The following is a 17,898-nucleotide window of genomic DNA, read 5'->3' on the forward strand; positions in this document are numbered from 1 at the left end:
GACCCTCAAAGCGATTGCCGCGAGATCACGCGGACTTTTGTATTGGGATCGAGCTTGTGGACGCCGAGAACGACGATGTTGTCGCCGTCCTTGACGCCGCCAGCGACAAGCGCGGCGTCGGCTTCGAGGCGCACCAAGGTGACGGGAATGAGCTGCAAGTTCCCCTCGCCGTCCACTTTCCAGAGCGAGGGTCCGGAGCCCTGATTGTAGATCGCCGAGAGCGGCACGCTGACGACGGGCTGCGCATCCGAAGCGGAAATGTGCAGCGTCGCGCTCATTCCGAGCGCGACGGCGGCGTCCGGATTGAGGATAGAGAAGCGCGCCGAGAAAGTGCGCGTGACCGGATCGGCGGCGGGGCTCAGTTCGCGCAGCTTGGCGCGATAGACCGCGCCGGGCTTCGACCAGAGCGTCAAGGTCGCCTCGCCCTTTCCAGCGGCTGCGGCGAACGCCTCCGGCAAGGAGACGGCGGCTTCCAGTTCGCCAGCATGGGCGATGCGCACCGCAGGCTGCCCCGCCGCGACCACTTGCCCGGCATCGACGAGCGTTTGCGTGACGACGCCGTCCGCGCCGGCGCGCAGCATGGCGTATTCCAGCGCGTGGCGGGAGAGTTCGACCGCGCGTTCGGCCCGTCGGAACCGCCCGCGCGCTTCCTCGCCGCCCGAGCGCGCGCGATCGAGCGCCGCCTGGGCGGTCCAGCCCTTGGCGCGCAGTTCGGCGGCGCGCTTTTCATCGGCGACGGCCTGAGTTTGCGCCACCCGCGCCGCGGCGAATTCGGCGTCGGACTGCTCCTTCTGCAGCCGCAGATCCTGCTCGTCTAGCGCCGCGATCGGGTCGCCAGCCTTGACCCGCTGGCCAACTTCGACAAAGCGTTTGACCACCTTCCCGCCGATGCGAAAACCTTGGTCGGACTCGACCCGGGGACGAATGGTGGCGACAAATTCGCGCGATTGAGACTGCGCGGCGTAGCGCGCCGGCGCGACGAGCACCGGCCGCTCGGAGCGCTCGCTTTCTTCGGCCGACCGTTCGCCCTTGCCGTCACAGCCGGCGAGCGCCGTGGTGAGAACTGCGGCGAGCGCATAAAGCCTCGAGCGATAGCTGAACATTGAACTCCGTCCATTGACGCCAGAGCCGCGTTTGGTTCTTCTGACGATTTTTAATAATCGTCAGTCGTCAGCGATTGGTCAACCGGCAAGAGAAATTTTGTTGAAGCGAAATCTTGTTCCAGGCGCTGGCTAAACCGGCCTGGTCCATGGCTGGACGCGCCGCAGCGCAGCCCGGACGCCTTGTCGCACGGAAATGATTCTTCTATATGCGGCCTGCTCTTGCGGCCGGGTGAGCGCAACACAATCTTGGGAGAGCTAAGCGTGAAGGATCGCGCGGCGGGCTCATGGCGAGCCGCCGTCCTTCGCCTTTTGAACCGGACCGCTTCGGGGTCCGGCGTTCACCAGCGAAAGGAAACGATATGGGCAAAATTATCGGCATCGACCTCGGCACGACCAATTCCTGCGTGGCCGTCATGGAAGGGTCGAGCCCCAAGGTGATTGAAAACGCCGAAGGCGCTCGGACGACGCCTTCGATTGTCGCCTTTACCGAAGACGGCGAGCGCCTCGTCGGCCAACCCGCCAAACGTCAGGCGGTGACGAATCCCGACAAGACCTTCTTCGCCATCAAGCGGCTGATCGGCCGCACCTACGATGACCCGATGACCAAGAAGGACATGGGTCTCGTCCCCTATAAGATCGTCAAGGCGAATAATGGCGACGCCTGGGTCGAGGCTTCGGGCAAACAATATTCGCCCTCGCAGATTTCCGCCTTCATTCTGCAAAAGATGAAGGAGACGGCCGAGGCCTTTCTCGGCCAGACGGTCACCCAGGCCGTCATCACCGTCCCCGCCTACTTCAACGACGCTCAGCGCCAGGCCACCAAGGACGCCGGCAAGATCGCCGGCCTTGAAGTGCTGCGCATCATCAACGAGCCCACGGCGGCGGCGCTCGCTTATGGCCTCGACAAGAAGCAGTCGGGCACGATCGCCGTTTATGACCTCGGCGGCGGCACCTTCGACGTGTCGATCCTGGAGATCGGCGACGGCGTCTTCGAGGTGAAGTCGACGAACGGCGACACGTTCCTTGGCGGCGAAGACTTCGACATGCGTCTCGTCGAATATCTCGCGAGCGAATTCAAGAAAGAGCAGGGCATCGACCTCACGAAGGACAAGCTCGCTCTCCAGCGCCTCAAGGAGGCCGCCGAAAAGGCCAAGATCGAACTCTCGTCGGCGACGCAGACCGAAATCAATCTGCCCTACATCACCGCCGACGCTACGGGCCCCAAGCATCTGACGCTGAAGCTCACGCGCGCGAAATTCGAAGCCCTCGTCGACGATCTTATTCAGCGCACGGTGGAGCCCTGCCGGAAGGCGTTGAAGGACGCCGGCCTGTCGGCGGCCGACATCGGCGAAGTGGTGCTTGTGGGCGGCATGACCCGTATGCCCAAAGTGCAGGAGGTCGTGAAGCAGTTCTTCGGCAAGGAGCCCCACAAGGGCGTCAACCCTGACGAAGTCGTCGCCATCGGCGCCGCGGTGCAGGCGGGCGTGCTGCAGGGCGACGTGAAGGACGTGCTGCTGCTCGACGTGACGCCGCTGTCGCTGGGCATCGAGACGCTCGGCGGCGTGTTCACGCGCCTCATCGACCGAAACACGACGATCCCGACCAAGAAGAGCCAGGTGTTCTCGACGGCCGAAGACAATCAGACCGCCGTCACCATCCGGGTCTTCCAGGGCGAACGCGAGATGGCCGCGAACAACAAGCTGCTCGGCCAGTTCGACCTCGTCGGCATTCCGCCGGCGCCGCGCGGCATGCCGCAAGTGGAAGTGACCTTCGACATCGACGCGAACGGCATCGTCAACGTCACGGCGAAAGACAAGGCGACGAACAAGGAACAGCAGATCCGCATCCAGGCCTCTGGCGGCCTCAGCGACTCCGACATCGATAAAATGGTCAAGGACGCCGAGGAGCACGCCGCGGAGGACAAAATCCGCCGCGAACTCGTCGACGCCAAAAACCACGGCGAGGCCGCGGTTCACGCTGCCGAGAAATCCGTCGCCGAATTTGGCGACAAGGTTTCGGCCGCGGACAAGAGCGCCATCGAAGCCGCCATCGCCGCGCTAAAGAGCGCCGTCGAGGGCGACGACGCGGACGCGATCAAGGCCAGGACCAACGAATTGAGTCAGGCCTCGATGAAGCTCGGCGAGGCGATGTATAAGGCGCAGCAGGCGGACGCCTCAGGGACGGGCGCGTCCGAGGAGGCGCCCAAGGACGACGTGATCGACGCGGAGTTCAAGGACGTCGGCGACGACAAGAAGTAAGCCGGGACTGGCCATAGCCGCTTCGATGCGGTAGCGAAACGGGAACCCGGCGCGAATACGCCGGGTTCCCTTGCGTTCATGTGATCGCGGCCAGGCCCGCCGCGCACCATCAGAAATCAAGCATGTCCAAACGCGACTATTATGAAGTTCTGGGCGTCAGCCGCACGGTCACGGAAGTCGAATTGAAGATCGCCTTCCGCAAGGCGGCGATGCAGTGCCATCCCGATCGGCACCCTGGCGATAAGCAGGCGGAAGCGCGTTTCAAGGAATTGAACGAAGCCTATCAGTGTCTGTGCGACCAGCAGAAGCGCGCGGCCTATGACCGTTTCGGCCATGCCGCCTTTGAACAGGGCGGCGGCTTCGGCGGAGGCGAAGGCTTCGGCGCCTCCATGGCGGACATTTTCGAGGATCTGTTCGGCGATGTGATGGGGCGGCGCAGCCGCTCGGGCGGCCGCGAGCGGGGCTCGGATCTGCGCTACAACATGGAGATCACCCTCGACGAGGCCTATCACGGCAAGGCCGCCTCGCTGCAAATCCCGACCTCGGCGACCTGCGAGGCCTGCGCGGGAACAGGCGCGAAAAAAGGCTCCAAACCGAAGACCTGCGCGACCTGCGGCGGCATGGGACGCGTGCGCGCCCAGCAGGGTTTTTTCGCGATCGAGCGCACCTGTCCAACCTGCCAGGGGCGCGGCGAGACCATCGATAATCCCTGCCCCGCTTGCGCTGGCGCCGGGCGCAAGACGATCGAACGCTCGCTGTCCGTCAATGTGCCGCCGGGCGTTGAGGACGGCACGCGCATCAGGCTCGCCGGCGAAGGCGAGGCGGGCCTGCGCGGCGGTCCGCCCGGCGACCTCTATATCTTCCTGTCGGTGAAGCCTCATCCGTTCTTCCAGCGCGATGGGGCGGATCTCTATTGCCGCGTGCCGATCTCGATGGTGCGTGCGGCGCTCGGCGGCGAGATCAAGGTCCATGCGCTCGACGGCTCCGAGGTGAAGCTCAAAATTCCCGAGGGTGCGCAGTCCGGACGCCAGCTCAAAGCCAAAGGCAAGGGCATGCCGGTTCTGCGCGGGCGCGAGCAAGGCGACCTGCATGTGCAGATCAGCGTCGAGACGCCGCAAAAGCTGACCAAGCGGCAAAAGGAGCTCCTCGCCGAATTCGAGGAGGAGTCCTCGCACGACACGCATCCCGAGGAGACCGGCTTTTTCGCGCGGATGAAGGATCTGTTCGGCGGTTAGGCGGCAGAGTTCGATGACGCCGCGTTGTTTTTGACGCGCGCCTCTCCTATCATCGGCCCAACGGCCCTCCGATCGCGGGGGCCGTTTGCGCGTTTCATCGCGCCGGTCGGGAGGGGCTCCGTTGCCGCACAAAATGCAGAAAGCCAGTGGGCGCGCGAGGCTCGTCGATAACGCGCGCTTCATCCGTCAATGGATCGAAAATCCGCGCCTCATCGGCGCCGTTTCGCCGTCCGGACGCGCGCTCGCCAAGACGATGGCCGGCTTCGTCGAACTGGATCGAGAGGGCCATATCGTCGAACTCGGTCCCGGCACCGGGCCGGTGACTCAGGCGCTGCTCGCCCGCGGCATCGCGCCCGAGCGCCTCGTCCTCGTCGAATATGAGAGCCGGTTCTGCCGTCTGCTCTCGGAACGCTTTCCTGGCGTCAACATCGTGCAAGGCGACGCCTATGGCCTCAAGGCGACTCTCGACGGCAAGGTGCCTGGGAAGATCGCCACCGTCGTCTCCAGCCTGCCGCTCCTGGTGCGGCCGGAGCGCGATCGGGTCGAGCTGTTGAACCAGGCCTTCGAACTGATGGGCGACGAGGGGCTCTTCATCCAGTTCACTTATGGCCTGACAAAATCGCCGATGCCCATGCACGCCAATGGCGTCAACGGCGCCTATGTCGGCAAGGGATCGCCGCCGGTCGTGCTCAACATTCCGCCCGCGCGCGTCTGGCGCTATCGCAAGGCGGGTTACGCCGGCTTCGCCGGAAAGCGTAAGGCGTGAAGCCGCAAGACCGGCTGATCGTCGCGCTGGACGTCGAAAGCGTCGACGATGCGCGGGCGATGGTCGCGGCTCTGGGCGAGACAGTCTCCTTCTTCAAGGTCGGGATGGAGCTCGCCTATGCGCCGGGCGGCTTCGGCTTCGCCCGTGAATTGAAGGCGGCGGGCAAGCGCGTATTTCTTGATTTGAAGCTTCATGACATCGGCGTCACCGTGGAGCGCGCGACCCGCCAGATCGCCCGGCTCGGCGTCGACTTTCTCACCATCCACGCCTTTCCTCAGACGATGGCGGCGGCCCGCGCGGGCGCCTCGGACGGCGCGCTCAAGCTCCTCGCCGTGACGGTGATGACCTCCTATGACGACGCGGATCTGAACGAAGCAGGCTATGCCTGCGGCGTCGGCGAGCTCGTCGCGCGCCGCGCCCGACAAGCCAAGGAAAAGGGCGTCGACGGCCTCATCCTGTCGCCGATGGAGCTTGCCGCCATAAGGCCGCTTGTGGGCCCCAGCATGCTGCTGGTGACGCCAGGAGTGCGGCCGCAGGGCGCCGACGTCGGCGATCAGAAGCGCGTTATGACGCCGCGGCAGGCGGTCGCAGCCTCCGCCGACTATATCGTCGTCGGCCGGCCGATCACCCGCGCAGCGGATCCCGCAGCGGCGGCGCAAGCGGTGGTGGGCGAGATCCCCGGCGCCTGATCGAGGTCGGTCGCATGCCCTACCATAGCAACGCCGACCTGCCCGAAAATCTGCAGCACATCCTTCCGGAGCACGCGCAGGACATTTATCGCGAAGCCTTCAACCACGCCTTCGACGCCCATCGCGGCGACCCGCGGCAGGAGGAGGCGGCGCACCGCATCGCCTGGGCCGCGGTCAAGCGAAGCTACGTCAAGACCGAGGCGGGCTGGGCGAGGCGAGGATAGGGGGAAGGCGCGCTGGCCTGCCTAGAGCGTGAGTGATAAAAACGGGTCTTCGTCGGATCCTTACCCCGATTCGCCCATGCTCGCGATTGTCATCTCCGCCCTCGGGCTGTTCGTTTGGCTCTATCTGATCGCGCTTCGCGGCGGGTTTTGGCGGCTGACCGAACATGACCGGGACCTGGGCGGTCACGGCGCCGTCCCGGCGACCCATGTCGTGGCGATCGTTCCGGCTCGAAACGAAGCCGACGTCATCGAGAAAAGCCTGGCTTCGCTGTTCGCGCAACAGTTCCATGGCCGCTTCGACATTGTTCTGGTTGATGACGAGAGCGACGACGGCACCGCCGAGGCGGCTCGCCGTTGCGCGGCCGCCCGTGGCGCATCGAGCCGCCTGACGATTCTCTCCTCGCGCGGACCCGATGCGGGCTGGACGGGAAAGCTCGCGGCGATGCAACGCGGCTTCGATCACGTGCGGAGCTTGCCGATCGACCCGGACTTCGTGCTGTTTTGCGACGCGGACATCGAATTTTCGCCGCATGTGCTCGCCCGCCTCGCCTCGGGCGCGAAGGCCCGCGGCGCCGTCCTGACCTCGCTCATGGTCAAGCTTCGCTGCGAAAGCCTCGCGGAGCGCTGGTTCGTCCCCGCCTTCATTTTCTATTTCCAGAAGCTTTACCCGTTCCGCCACATCAATGATCCGGATCACCCGGCGGCGGGCGCCGCGGGAGGAGTCATGCTGCTGCGTCCGGAGGCGCTCGCGACCGCCGGCGGCCTGCGGGCCATTCGCGGCGCGCTGATCGACGATTGCGCGCTCGGCGCGCTGATGAAGGCGCAAGGTCCAATCTGGCTGGGTCTGACCGAAGACGTCCACAGCCTGCGCGCCTATCCGCGCCTTGCCGATATCTCCCGAATGGTCGTGCGCTCCGCCTACGCGCAGCTCAGCTATTCCCCCTGGCGTCTTGCGGGCGCGCTTATCGGCATGGCCGCCGCCTATCTCGCGCCGCCCTGTCTGGCGCTGTTTGGCGAATCGCCGGCGCGCGAGACGGCGCTCGTCTCCTGGCTCCTGATGGCGCAGGCCTATATGCCGACGCTGCGCTTTTACGGCCTGTCGCGGTGGCGCGCCTTTGCTTTGCCAGGCGTCGCGGCATGCTATACGTGGTTTACGGTTGAATCGGCTTGGCGGCACCTCAGCGGCCGCGGCGGCGAATGGAAAGGCCGCTACCAGGCGCCGCGCGCGCAAAAGTCGGCGCAGCGCTTCGAAACGCCCGGCGAGATCGAGGCGAACCGCCACATCGAGGTATAGGGCGCGCCAGCGCCGTGGAGCGGCAAGACGGCGTCATATGGACATTGCGCAGACGAGTTCGGGAAAGACCCATCGCGACGAGAATTTCCCTGTCGCCTCCTTTCTGATTGCGCCGCGGCATCGCGCGCCGATCCTCGCCTTCTATGATTTCGTTCGCGCCGCCGACGACATCGCCGACCACCCGACGCTTTCCGCGCAAGAGAAGCTCGATCTGCTGGACGCGCTTGACGCCGCCCTGATCGGAGAGGCGAAAGAGGATGCGGAGGTGGCGCGTCGCCTGCGCGAGACCTGCCGGGAGCGGCGTCTCGATCCGCAGCATGCGCGCGATCTGATCCTCGCCTTCAAGCGCGACGTGACGCAATCGCGTTATCGCGACTGGGACGATCTCATCGATTACTGCCGCTACTCAGCCATGCCCGTCGGACGCTTCGTCTGCGATCTCCACGGCGAGAACCCCGGCCGGGTCTGGCCGGCCAATGACGCGCTCTGCGCGGCGCTGCAAATCATCAATCACCTGCAGGATTGCGGCAAGGACTACCGCAACCTCGACCGGGTCTATCTGCCGCAGGACGCGCTCGCGGCGCATGGCGCGACCGTCGAGATGCTCGCGCAGGAAAGCGCGCCGCCGCCGCTCCTGGCGACGATCCGCGACCTCAACGAGAAGACCGGGCGTCTGCTCGCGCAGTCGCGTCCCTTCGCCGATCTGATCGACGATACGCGACTCGCCATGGAGATTGGCGCCATCCAGACGCTGGCCGAACAGCTCGTTGGGCGCCTCGCGGACGCCGACCCGCTTCGCGACAAGGTTCACGACGGCAAGTTCAGCTTTGCGCTCAAAGGCGCGGCGGGCGCGCTTGGCGCGCTTCTTCGCCGCGTTTCGCGTCCGCGTCGCGCAGATTCCGCGGCCGTCCCGAGCACGCGCCCAGGGGCGCGCCAATGACTATGGACGCGCTTGCCGATTCCACGACGCTGCGCACGCGCGCCATCGCGACCAGAAGCTCCTTCTATCTCGCGATGCGCATCCTCGAGCCGCCGCGGCGCGACGCGATGTTCGCCATTTACGCCTTCTGTCGCGCCGTTGACGACATAGCCGACGACGAGGGCGACCGCGCCGTGCGCCGCGCCGCGCTCGACCAGTGGCGCGCCGACCTCGATGAGCTTTACGCCGGCCGCATCCGCGCGCGCGTCAGCTTTCTCTCCGAACCCGTCCGACGTTTCCGGCTGGAGCGCGCCGATTTCGAGTCGGTGATCGAGGGCATGGCCATGGACGTCGAGGAGGATATCTGCGCGCCCGACTGGGAAAAGCTTGAGCTCTATTGCGACCGGGTCGCGAGCGCCGTGGGACGGCTGTCCGTGCGCGCTTTCGGTCTCGCGGAGGAGGAGCCGGGCGCCGAATGCGATTTGCCGACGGGTCCCAAACTGCTCGCCTACCACCTCGGGCGCGCATTGCAGCTCACCAACATTTTGCGCGACCTTGACGAGGACGCCGCGCGGGGACGGCTCTATTTGCCGCGCCAGGCGCTTGAGTCCGCGGGGGTCATGAGCTTCGCGCCGCACGCCGTGCTGTCGCATCCCTCGCTCGAAGAGGTATGCGCGCCGGTCCTCAGCCGCGCCCGCGAACATTATGACCAGGCCGATCTGGTGATGGCGGGCCTGCCCAAGCGCGCGGTGAAAGCGCCCTATCTCATGGCCGCCGGCTATCGTTCGATCCTCGACAATCTCGCGGCGCGCGGCTTTTCGGCGCCGCGCGCGCCGGTGCGGGCGTCGCGTCTCAAGCTCGTCAGCGCCTTCCTGCGACACGCCTTCACGTGAGCGAAACGGTTCACGTCGTCGGCGCGGGCCTCGCGGGGCTCGCCTGCGCGCTGCGCCTTGCCGACGCCGGACGGCGCGTCGCGCTTTACGAAGCCGCGCGCATGGCGGGCGGCCGCTGCCGCTCCTATTTCGACGCGTCGCTCGGCCTGACGATCGACAACGGCAATCATCTGCTGCTCTCCGGCAACACGGCGGCGCGCGACTATGCGAAGCGCATCGGCGCGAGCGACGCGCTCATCGGTCCCAGCGAATGCGCCTTCGACTTTCTCGATGCGCGCACGGCCGAGCGCTGGACGCTGCGCCCGAACGCCTCGCGCATTCCCTGGTGGGTGTTTGTCGCCGACCGCCGCGTTCCCGGCACGGGGCCGCTCGACTATCTTGGCGCCGGCAAGCTTCTCTTCGCGAAGGATGGCGCGACCATCGGCGACACCATGCGTTGCTGCGGCCCGCTGTGGGAGAAGCTTTGGCGCCCGGTTCTGCTTTCCGCTTTGAACACCGAGCCTGAAGAGGCGTCCGCCACGCTCGCGGGCGCCGTGCTGCGCGAGACGCTCGCGGCGGGCGGCGACGCCTGCCGCCCAATGGTCGCCAAAGGCGGCCTCGGCGACGCCTTCATCGAGCCGGCGCTGCGCACGCTTCGCGCCAAAGGCGTCGAGCCGCGCTTCGGCGCGCGCCTGCGCGACATCGCTTTTGAGGGGTCACGCGTCGCCGCGCTGCGTTTCGGCGACGCGGAAGTGACGCTGGAAAAAGGCGACGCGGTGGTGCTCGCCACGCCGCCATGGATCGCGCAGGAGCTTCTCCCCGGTCTCGTCGCGCCCGACGATTTTCGCGCGATCCTCAATGCGCATTTCAAGATCGCGCCGCCGCTGGATCAACCGTTGCTTCTCGGCATGATCGGCACGCTCACCGAATGGCTCTTCGCCTTCGACGATCGCCTGTCGGTGACGATCAGCGGCGCCGACCGCCTGATCGACGAGTCGCGCGACGCGCTTGCGGAAAAAATCTGGGCGGAGGTGTCCGCCGCGACGGGCCTGCCGGCGGCGCCGCCGCCCTGGCAGATCGTCAAGGAGAAGCGCGCCACCTTCGCCGCGACGCCGGCGCAGGAGAAGCGCCGGCCCGATGCGAAGACGCGCTGGGACAATCTGTGGCTTGCCGGCGACTGGACGCATACGGGCCTGCCGGCGACGATCGAAGGTTCGATACGATCAGGGGATAGAGCGGCGGCGTTGGCGACGATGGCCGATTGAACGGGACCCTTCGTGCATGGTGAGGAAGCGCGCTTGCCTCCTATTTCGCTCCGACGGCTTCTAGCTTTGTTTCTTTGGCGATCTATCTGGCGAGTTGGCGCGCGCGTGTGCTCCTGCGCTGATCGTGGACCGGAGAGTCGAATGTCCAAGGCCAAGACCGAGAACAAATCCAAGGGCATCGTCATTTGTGCGATCGTCGCCGCCACTTGCGGGCTCGCCAGTATGATGGCGCCGTCGCCAGCCGTGGCGCGGCAGGTCGCGCTGATGCATGAAGCTGGTTGGCACGGCGCGGCTCCCGGGCATCACCGCGGCGGATGCTTTGTAACCACCACGCCGACGCATCACACGCGCGGCATCCGACATTGGCGCTACCCTTGCCCGTACTATCACCGCAGGCATCTCAATCCCTATCATCCACCGCATCATCGGCTCTATCCGCACCATTGATGCCCCATGCGCCGAAAACAAAGAGGCCGCTGAACGGGACCGCTGGCGCCATCATCATTCAGCGTTCCCCGCCAGCCGGCTGTGGCGGCGGCTGTAGAGAAAATAGATGGCGAGGCCGATCGCCATCCAGATCGCGAAGCGCTCCCAGGCCACCGCCGGCAGGCGCGACAGCAGCCAGATCGAGAAGCCGATGCCGACGAGCGGCGTGAAGGGGACGAAAGGGGCGCGAAAGCTGCGCGGCACGTCGGGCCGGGTGCGCCGCAGCACGATGATCGCCGAACAGATGACGACGAAGGCGGAGAGCGTGCCGATGTTCACCAGCTCCGCCACTTCCTTGATCGGATAGAGCGCGGCGACGAGCGCGGTCAGCGCGCCGGCGATCAGCGTCGGCCGATAGGGCGTGTGAAAGCGCGGATGCAGTTTCGCGAACCAGGCCGGCAGCAGTCCGTCGCGGCTCATGGCGAACCAGATGCGGGCGCAGGCGAGCAGAAAGGCCAGCATGACGCTGGCGATCCCCGCCACCGCCGCGAGCGAGACGACGAAAGCGATCCAGGGCAGGCCGAGCGACGTGAAGGCGGTCGCGACCGGCGCCGGATTGTCGAGCGTGTCGTAGCGCACGATTCCGGTGAGCACGAGCGACATGGCGATATAGAGCGTCAGCGCCACGGCGAGCGACAGGAGAACGGCGCGCGGCACGTCGCGCTGTGGGGCGCGCGCCTCTTCGGCCGCGGTCGTCAGCGTGTCATAGCCGAACACGGCGAAGAACACGACCGCCGCGCCCTGCGCCACGCCGGAAAAGCCGAAGGGCATGAAGGGCGTCCAGTTCTCGACGCGCACATAGGGAAGGCCGGCGACGATCACCAACAGCGCCGCGGCGATCTTGACGACCACCATCGCGGTGTTGAAGCGCGCGCCAAGCTCCACGCGCAGCGTCAACAGGAAGGCGACGCCAAGCGCGCCGAGCGCGGCGAAAAGATCGACGGCGCGGCCGGGCCCGGTCCCCGGCGCGCCGCTCGCCCAGTCGGGAAGCGCGAGGCCGAATTGCGCGAGCAGCGCCTGCAAATAGGCCGACCAGCCGATCGCCACCACGGCGACGACGAGCGCGTATTCGAGCAGAAGGTCCCAGCCGATGATCCAGGCGGCGAGTTCGCCCAGCACGGCGTAGGCATATGTGTAGGCGCTGCCGGCGACGGGAATCATGCCCGCGAATTCGGCATAGGAGAACGCCGCCGCGGCGCTCGCCACGCCGGCGATTAGAAAGGAGAGGGCGACGCCGGGGCCGGCCTGAGTCGCCGCCACCACGCCGGTCAGCACGAAAATGCCGACGCCGATGAGCCCGCCAAGGCCGATGCCGGTGAGCTGCCAGACCCCGAGCACGCGACGGAATCCGCCCGGCCGGTCGGCTTCGGCTTGCAGCGATTCGATGGATTTGGCGCGCAGCAGCGAGGAGGAAAGCTTCATCAAATGGCTCGTCGGCGGGCGTGTCCGCCATGACGTCCATAGGCGATCCAGGCGACGCTGTCATTGCGGCCGGGCCATGCGCAGCCGCAAAAAAAAGAGCGGCCAACGGCCGCTCTCTCGTTTTGTCAGGCAGCCTATTTCTTGGCGACCTATTTCTTGGCGGCCTCAAGATGCGTCAGCGCCTCTTCGGCGTGTTTCGTCGCGACGTCGGCATGCTTCTGCTTGCCGTGGTCGATGGCCATATCAAGATGCGAAACGCCCTGTTTGGTGTGCTCGTTCGGCTTCTCGGCCTCGGACGCCTTGGCGTGCTTTAGGGCTTCTTCCGCGTGCATCGTCAGCGCCTCGGCCTTTCCCTGCTTGCCTTCGCTGATCGCCTGTTTGGTGTGGGTGATGGCTTCACCCAGATGATCTTCGGCGTAGGCTAATCGGGGGGCGAAAAAGGCCGCGATGGACAGAGCCAGGGCCGCAGCAAAAATCCTGCGATTCATGGGGGATCTCCTCAATGCTTCGCCGCATGACCGTTAATATGGTCGCATTCGCTCTAGTATCGAGGTCCTGTCCGGCATTCTCGACGTCGCGGGAGCCATCATTGCCGGTCGGCGGCAAAAAGCTCGCAACTCTCGCCGAATTCCGCCAGGCCGCCTTCAAGAAACGAGGCGAGCAGCGGCACGCCGAGCAGATAGGCCGATGTCGCGCCTTCGTGCCGGGCCCGCGCTTGCGCGACAGCCTCGTTCCATTCGTTCGCGGCGAAATCGCCGCGGCCCACCCACATCAGCGCAACGAGTTCAACCTGCTCGTCGATATCCATGGCTTCGATAAAGGAGGCCACCTCATCGCGCGTGGTGGAGAACGCGTCCTCGGTCAACACGCTGACGAAACCGTCATCCGTGGCGTTTGAGGCGTCCGCATCGATTCCCTCGTCTTCGCTTTCAAGCTCACGCGCTTTGACGACGACGAAACAGACTTTGTCCGTATTGATGGTCGGCATTTGTTGCACTCCGCCGTTTTGAAACTCGCTTGACCTTCGCCCTTGTATTGAAAGGTCGCCCTTTGCATATATTCCCCACAGGCGAGATGTTTACCCGAGTCGACGCCGTATTTTGGAGCCGGAAATGCGTGTCGGCGCGCCCAAAGAAACCAAAGACAACGAATATCGGGTGGGCTTGACGCCGTCTTCGGTCGCCGAACTCGCCCATGCGGGACATGAAGTCTTCATCGAGCGCGGCGCGGGGGAGGGCGCGGATCTATCTGACGCAGACTACGCCGCCGCGGGCGCAAAGCTCGTCGATGGTCCTGAAGCGCTCTTTGCCGCCGCGCAATTGATCGTCAAGGTGAAGGAGCCGCATCGGCGCGAGATTGCTTACTTGCGGCCGGACCATGTGCTCTTCACCTATTTCCATCTCGCCGCGGACGGTGAACTCACGCGCGAACTCATGGCGAGCGGCGCCCATTGCATCGCCTATGAGACGGTCACGGCGCCGGGCGGCGGATTGCCGCTGCTCGCGCCGATGTCCGAAATCGCCGGCCGGCTCGCCCCGCAAATCGGCGCGCATTTTCTGGAAAAGCAGGCGGGCGGCCGCGGCGTTTTGCTCGCGGGCGCGCCCGGCGTGCCGCCTGCCGACGTCCTGGTTCTCGGCGCGGGCAGCGTCGGCGCGCAGGCGACGGCGATTGCGCTCGGCATGGGCGCGAGCGTGCTTGTCGCCGACCGCAACCCCGACGCGCTGCGGCGTCTCGAAACGCGTTTCGGTTTCGCGGCGCGCACCATTTATTCGACCCGCGCCGCGATCGCCGAATCGGTGAAGCGCGCCGATCTCGTCATCTGCGCGGCGCTCGCGCCAGGCGCGAGGGCGCCGATCCTGATCACGCGGGACATGCTGTCGACGATGAAGCGCGGCGCCGTGATCGTCGATGTCGCGATCGATCAGGGGGGCTGCTGCGAGACGTCACGGCCGACGAGCCATTCGGACCCGACCTATGTCGTTGACGGGGTCGTGCATTATTGCGTCACCAACATGCCCGGAGTCGCGCCGCGCACGGCGACGTTCGCGCTCAATAACGCCACATTGCCCTTCGTGCTGGCGCTCGCCAACAAGGGCTGGCGTCGCGCCATCGAGGACGACCCGCATCTTCGCGCGGGTCTGGAAATTTCCGCCGGCCGGATACTGTCGCCGCCCGTCGCCGCCGCGCATGGCCTGCCGCTGTCGCCGCAGCTCATGGCGCTGGACAGCGCCGGCGCCGCATAGCATCCTGCTGAATGACGTCAGCCATTCGGGTCCGTGCGACCTTTTCGCACAATCGACCCTGGAGAGCGGTTGCTCAGGGGAGCAATTCGGCATTGCTTTGTAATAATTCGAGCTTATGTCGCCGGGCGCGTCGTTTCGCGCCAGGCCGGCAGAGCTTTTCTCATCAGCGCGCAATTGTTAGACCAGAGCGACGCGGCGTTGCGGAGCGGCGCGCCCCATCATTCGAAAACAGCAGGTTTAGGGCATGAGCGCGAACCAGGACCAGGATCCCGCCGCCAACCGGAAACGAGGGGCCACGGCGGAAAAGGTCTCCGCGCTCGGCAAGTCCGAAACGCCGGTGAAGCCCTCACACAAGGGGAAAAACAAGGCTAAGAAAAACACTCCGGCGAAAAAGCCTTCCGCGCCCAGCGCTCCGAAGCAAAAGGCCGCGCCTGCGCCCGCGCCCGCGCCGCCTAATGGCGCAGGCGCGCCCCCGCCGCATCCCAATCTCGAGAAATTCGTCCAGCTCGACATCGAAGCGATCGCCGACAATATGGCGCAGCTCGTGGACCAGGGCCGCAAGGCGCTGGCCGCGGCGATTGGCGGCGTCAATCCCGATGAAGCGCGCAGCGAACTCGCCGCCAATGTCGCCGACGCCACCAAGACTTTGGGCGCCGTCGCCGAATATTGGCTGTCGAAGCCCGAGCGCGCTGCCGTCGCCCAGGCCGATCTTTACAAGGGCTTGAGCGAAATCTGGCGGCAGACGCTTCGCCGCTACACCGGCGAGGATGTCGCCCCGATCGTTCCTTCGGACCGCTCCGACAAGCGCTTCTCCGGGCCCGAATGGAACGAGAACCCCTTCTTCGACTGGCTGCGGCAGTCCTATCTGCTCGCGTCGCGCTGGGCGGGCGACATGGTCGAGAGCGCCGAGGGTCTCGACCCGCAGACAAAGGCCAGGGCGGTCTTTTATACGCGGCTGATTTCGAGCGCGATCTCGCCATCGAACTTCGTGCCGACCAATCCGGAACTGTTGCGCGCCACAATGGACGCCAAGGGCGAGAATCTTGTCCGCGGCTTGAAGATGCTCGCGGAAGACATTTCCGCGGGCGGCGGCGTGCTGAAGATCCGTCAGAGCGCGGACCAGAAATTCGAACTGGGCGTCGATATGGCGAATACGCCCGGCAAGGTGATCTGGCGCAATGACGTGATGGAGCTCATTCAATATGAGCCCACGACGGCGGAAGTTTATGCGCGGCCGCTGCTCATTACGCCGCCCTGGATCAACAAATTTTATGTGCTCGATCTCAACCCCGAGAAAAGTTTCGTGCGCTGGGCCGTCGAGCAGGGCTTCACGGTCTTCATCATCTCCTGGGTCAATCCCGACGAGACGAAGGCCGAAAAGGGGTTCGAGGCCTATATGCACGAGGGCGTGCTGACCGCGCTCGACGTGATCGAGAAGGCGACGGGCGAACGCAAGGTCACGGCGGCGGGCTATTGCGTTGGCGGCACGCTGCTCGCCCTGACGCTCGCCTATATGGCGGCGACCGGCGACGATCGCATCGACAGCGTCACCCTGTTTGCAACGCAGGTCGATTTTTCCGACGCTGGCGATCTACAGATCTTCGTCGACGAGGCGCGGCTCGCGGCGCTCGACGAAAGCATGGCGCGCACCGGCTATCTCGAAGGCTACAAGATGGCCAACGCCTTCAATATGCTGCGGCCGAACGAACTCATCTGGAATTATGTCGTCAACAATTACATGAAGGGCGTCGAGCCCGCCGCTTTCGATCTCTTGTATTGGAATTCCGATTCGACGCGCATTCCGCGGGCCAATCACTCCTTCTACCTGCGCAGCTGCTATCTAGAAAATCGTCTCGCCCGCGGCGAGATGGTCATCGACGACGTTCGGCTCAATTTGCGTCAGGTGAAGGCGCCGGTCTTTGAGATCGCGACGAGGGAGGATCATATCGCGCCGGCGCAATCCGTGTTCCGCGGCGCGAGATTCTTCGGCGGCGACGTGACCTTCGTGCTCGGCGGCTCGGGCCATATCGCGGGAATCATCAACCCGCCCTCTAAAGACAAATATCAATATTGGACGGGCGGTCCCGCGAAGGGCTCTTTCGAGGAATGGATCAAGAAAGCCAAGGAGACCAAGGGCTCCTGGTGGCCGCACTGGCTGGGCTGGGTGACCGCGCAGGCGCCCAAGAAAGTCCCCGCGCGCCAGCCCGGCGGCGGCAAGCTCAAGATCATCTGCGACGCGCCCGGCGAATATGTGCGGGTGCGGGGCTAAGCCTGCTTCTTTTGAACGAATGCATTTTTTGTAGGGTTGCGATTCGATTTTGAACAGGGAGCGTCGGCATGTCCACAAAAGACACTGTCGAACTTTGGCGATCAATCTTCGAGCTGCTCAAGAGTCTCGCGCTGGTCTTCATCGTCGTTTCTTTTTTCGTCTTTCCGCAGGTCGTGCATCGCGCGTTGACGGGCATCGGAGTCGCTGAATTCGACCTGTGGGGCTTCAAGGGCAAGACGGCTCTTGCGAAGGTCGCCGTAGATCTACAGGAATCGCAAGTCGTGCAAAGCGAACTTGCGCAAAAGCTCAAAACATCTGACGAAAAGCTCAAAATTCTGGCGGCTCAGAATGAGGAACTACGACAGCGCCAGCTTTCGCGCGGGCTCGGAGGAAGGTCGGGACCTTATGCGGCCGAGAGTCCTTCGCTGGTGGACGAGGGCGTCCGCGCCATCCTTGCGCAGAACGGCGAAGCGCTGAAACGGGCTGCCGATTTTCAAGCACAGGCCGATAAGGCATTGTCGCAGAACTCGGCCGCGATCTTTTCGGCGAAGGAGCTAACGGCGCGCGGCGACTCGCGTTGGATCGTGATTTTCGGCTCCGATGTCACGGAGGACGCCGCGCGCGCCGAAGTAAAGCGAGCGACCGCGCAAGGATTCGACAACGCTTATATTTGCCTGAAGCGCGGGCGCTATCGCAGCGTCATCGAGTTCAACGCGCTAGAGGCGGCCACCGCGGCGCTGCCGACGATCCGGTCGTTGAGCGAGACTGCGCGCGACGCTTATGTCGTCAATCTCGGCTCCTGGTGTCCCAGACTCGAAAAGCGCGACGCCGGCTTCATCGAGTGCTCGTGACG

At 65.1% G+C, this 17,898-nt stretch carries 17 protein-coding genes; 13 read left to right on the forward strand and 4 right to left on the reverse strand.

What is annotated here, in order from left to right; translation table 11 throughout:
- Positions 1 to 5 precede the first annotated feature (5 nt).
- Positions 6 to 1,103, reverse strand: a complete 1,098-nt coding sequence (locus EHO51_RS00830) for an efflux RND transporter periplasmic adaptor subunit (protein WP_124737295.1) — start codon at positions 1,101 to 1,103, stop codon at positions 6 to 8.
- A gap of 359 nt (positions 1,104 to 1,462) precedes the next feature.
- On the opposite strand from EHO51_RS00830, the gene dnaK reads away from it, so the two are divergent.
- The 10 genes from dnaK (at position 1,463) to EHO51_RS00880 (ending at position 11,072) form a co-directional block, all read left to right on the forward strand.
- Positions 1,463 to 3,361 (forward strand): molecular chaperone DnaK, encoded by a 1,899-nt coding sequence (gene dnaK / locus EHO51_RS00835; RefSeq protein ID WP_124737296.1) that lies wholly within the window; start codon positions 1,463 to 1,465, stop codon positions 3,359 to 3,361.
- Between the two features lie 122 nt (positions 3,362 to 3,483).
- Positions 3,484 to 4,596 (forward strand): molecular chaperone DnaJ, encoded by a 1,113-nt coding sequence (gene dnaJ / locus EHO51_RS00840; RefSeq protein ID WP_124737297.1) that lies wholly within the window; start codon positions 3,484 to 3,486, stop codon positions 4,594 to 4,596.
- Between the two features lie 133 nt (positions 4,597 to 4,729).
- A complete protein-coding gene (locus tag EHO51_RS00845; RefSeq protein ID WP_124737298.1) occupies positions 4,730 to 5,362 on the forward strand; it encodes a class I SAM-dependent methyltransferase in 633 nt (210 codons plus the stop codon).
- Entirely contained in the window at positions 5,359 to 6,051 is a 693-nt protein-coding gene (gene pyrF, locus EHO51_RS00850; protein ID WP_124737299.1) for an orotidine-5'-phosphate decarboxylase, read from the forward strand. Before EHO51_RS00845 ends, pyrF begins: the two co-directional genes overlap by 4 nt.
- Before the next feature lie 14 nt (positions 6,052 to 6,065).
- Positions 6,066 to 6,275: a ChaB family protein gene (locus EHO51_RS00855; protein ID WP_124737300.1), complete on the forward strand. Its 210-nt coding sequence runs from the start codon at positions 6,066 to 6,068 to the stop codon at positions 6,273 to 6,275.
- 76 nt (positions 6,276 to 6,351) lie between these two features.
- Entirely contained in the window at positions 6,352 to 7,569 is a 1,218-nt protein-coding gene (locus EHO51_RS00860) for a glycosyltransferase (RefSeq protein ID WP_124737301.1), read from the forward strand.
- Positions 7,570 to 7,606: 37 nt separating this feature from the next.
- Positions 7,607 to 8,509, forward strand: a complete 903-nt coding sequence (gene hpnC, locus EHO51_RS00865; protein WP_124737302.1) for a squalene synthase HpnC — start codon at positions 7,607 to 7,609, stop codon at positions 8,507 to 8,509.
- Positions 8,506 to 9,381 carry a presqualene diphosphate synthase HpnD gene (gene hpnD, locus EHO51_RS00870; RefSeq protein WP_029649081.1) on the forward strand — a complete coding sequence of 292 codons (876 nt, stop codon included), beginning with the start codon at positions 8,506 to 8,508 and terminating at the stop codon, positions 9,379 to 9,381. The genes hpnC and hpnD overlap by 4 nt, the downstream gene beginning before the upstream one ends.
- Complete coding sequence (hpnE, locus tag EHO51_RS00875; RefSeq protein ID WP_124737303.1) at positions 9,378 to 10,625, forward strand: hydroxysqualene dehydroxylase HpnE; 1,248 nt, start codon at positions 9,378 to 9,380, stop codon at positions 10,623 to 10,625. Before hpnD ends, hpnE begins: the two co-directional genes overlap by 4 nt.
- 141 nt (positions 10,626 to 10,766) lie before the next feature.
- Entirely contained in the window at positions 10,767 to 11,072 is a 306-nt protein-coding gene (locus tag EHO51_RS00880) for a hypothetical protein (protein ID WP_124737304.1), read from the forward strand.
- 54 nt (positions 11,073 to 11,126) lie between these two features.
- Here EHO51_RS00880 and EHO51_RS00885 read toward each other — a convergent pair whose 3' ends face one another.
- The 3 genes from EHO51_RS00885 to EHO51_RS00895 form a co-directional block, all read right to left on the reverse strand.
- Positions 11,127 to 12,533, reverse strand: coding sequence for an amino acid permease (locus EHO51_RS00885; protein ID WP_124737305.1), 1,407 nt, complete (start codon positions 12,531 to 12,533; stop codon positions 11,127 to 11,129).
- 149 nt (positions 12,534 to 12,682) lie between these two features.
- Positions 12,683 to 13,021 carry a small metal-binding protein SmbP gene (gene smbP / locus EHO51_RS00890; RefSeq protein WP_124737306.1) on the reverse strand — a complete coding sequence of 113 codons (339 nt, stop codon included), beginning with the start codon at positions 13,019 to 13,021 and terminating at the stop codon, positions 12,683 to 12,685.
- A 98-nt stretch (positions 13,022 to 13,119) separates the two neighbouring features.
- A complete protein-coding gene (locus EHO51_RS00895) occupies positions 13,120 to 13,521 on the reverse strand; it encodes a DUF3775 domain-containing protein (RefSeq protein ID WP_124737307.1) in 402 nt (133 codons plus the stop codon).
- A 124-nt stretch (positions 13,522 to 13,645) separates the two neighbouring features.
- Here EHO51_RS00895 and ald point away from each other — a divergent pair, with 124 nt between their 5' ends.
- The 3 genes from ald to EHO51_RS00910 all read left to right on the forward strand — a co-directional run bounded on the left by ald (position 13,646) and on the right by EHO51_RS00910 (position 17,896).
- A complete protein-coding gene (ald, locus tag EHO51_RS00900) occupies positions 13,646 to 14,776 on the forward strand; it encodes an alanine dehydrogenase (protein WP_124737308.1) in 1,131 nt (376 codons plus the stop codon).
- A 244-nt stretch (positions 14,777 to 15,020) separates the two neighbouring features.
- On the forward strand, positions 15,021 to 17,045 hold the full coding sequence (phaC, locus tag EHO51_RS00905) for a class I poly(R)-hydroxyalkanoic acid synthase (RefSeq protein ID WP_124737309.1): 2,025 nt from the start codon (positions 15,021 to 15,023) through the stop codon (positions 17,043 to 17,045).
- A gap of 68 nt (positions 17,046 to 17,113) precedes the next feature.
- Positions 17,114 to 17,896, forward strand: a complete 783-nt coding sequence (locus EHO51_RS00910) for a hypothetical protein (RefSeq protein WP_124737310.1) — start codon at positions 17,114 to 17,116, stop codon at positions 17,894 to 17,896.
- The last annotated feature ends 2 nt before the right edge of the window (positions 17,897 to 17,898 follow it).

Origin of the sequence: Methylocystis rosea (assembly GCF_003855495.1) — a bacterium.
GTDB classification, from domain to species: Bacteria; Pseudomonadota; Alphaproteobacteria; order Rhizobiales; family Beijerinckiaceae; genus Methylocystis; species Methylocystis rosea_A.

Excerpts from the sequence above, each read along its gene's own strand:
- EHO51_RS00830 (WP_124737295.1), bottom strand. The coding sequence starts at position 1,103 with ATGTTCAGCTATCGCTCGAGGCTTTATGCGCTCGCCGCAGTTCTCACC.
- dnaK (WP_124737296.1), top strand. The coding sequence starts at position 1,463 with ATGGGCAAAATTATCGGCATCGACCTCGGCACGACCAATTCCTGCGTG.
- dnaJ (WP_124737297.1), top strand. The coding sequence starts at position 3,484 with ATGTCCAAACGCGACTATTATGAAGTTCTGGGCGTCAGCCGCACGGTC.
- EHO51_RS00845 (WP_124737298.1), top strand. The coding sequence starts at position 4,730 with ATGCAGAAAGCCAGTGGGCGCGCGAGGCTCGTCGATAACGCGCGCTTC.
- EHO51_RS00855 (WP_124737300.1), top strand. The coding sequence starts at position 6,066 with ATGCCCTACCATAGCAACGCCGACCTGCCCGAAAATCTGCAGCACATC.
- EHO51_RS00860 (WP_124737301.1), top strand. The coding sequence starts at position 6,352 with ATGCTCGCGATTGTCATCTCCGCCCTCGGGCTGTTCGTTTGGCTCTAT.
- hpnC (WP_124737302.1), top strand. The coding sequence starts at position 7,607 with ATGGACATTGCGCAGACGAGTTCGGGAAAGACCCATCGCGACGAGAAT.
- hpnD (WP_029649081.1), top strand. The coding sequence starts at position 8,506 with ATGACTATGGACGCGCTTGCCGATTCCACGACGCTGCGCACGCGCGCC.
- EHO51_RS00880 (WP_124737304.1), top strand. The coding sequence starts at position 10,767 with ATGTCCAAGGCCAAGACCGAGAACAAATCCAAGGGCATCGTCATTTGT.
- EHO51_RS00885 (WP_124737305.1), bottom strand. The coding sequence starts at position 12,533 with ATGAAGCTTTCCTCCTCGCTGCTGCGCGCCAAATCCATCGAATCGCTG.
- smbP (WP_124737306.1), bottom strand. The coding sequence starts at position 13,021 with ATGAATCGCAGGATTTTTGCTGCGGCCCTGGCTCTGTCCATCGCGGCC.
- EHO51_RS00895 (WP_124737307.1), bottom strand. The coding sequence starts at position 13,521 with ATGCCGACCATCAATACGGACAAAGTCTGTTTCGTCGTCGTCAAAGCG.
- ald (WP_124737308.1), top strand. The coding sequence starts at position 13,646 with ATGCGTGTCGGCGCGCCCAAAGAAACCAAAGACAACGAATATCGGGTG.
- phaC (WP_124737309.1), top strand. The coding sequence starts at position 15,021 with ATGAGCGCGAACCAGGACCAGGATCCCGCCGCCAACCGGAAACGAGGG.
- EHO51_RS00910 (WP_124737310.1), top strand. The coding sequence starts at position 17,114 with ATGTCCACAAAAGACACTGTCGAACTTTGGCGATCAATCTTCGAGCTG.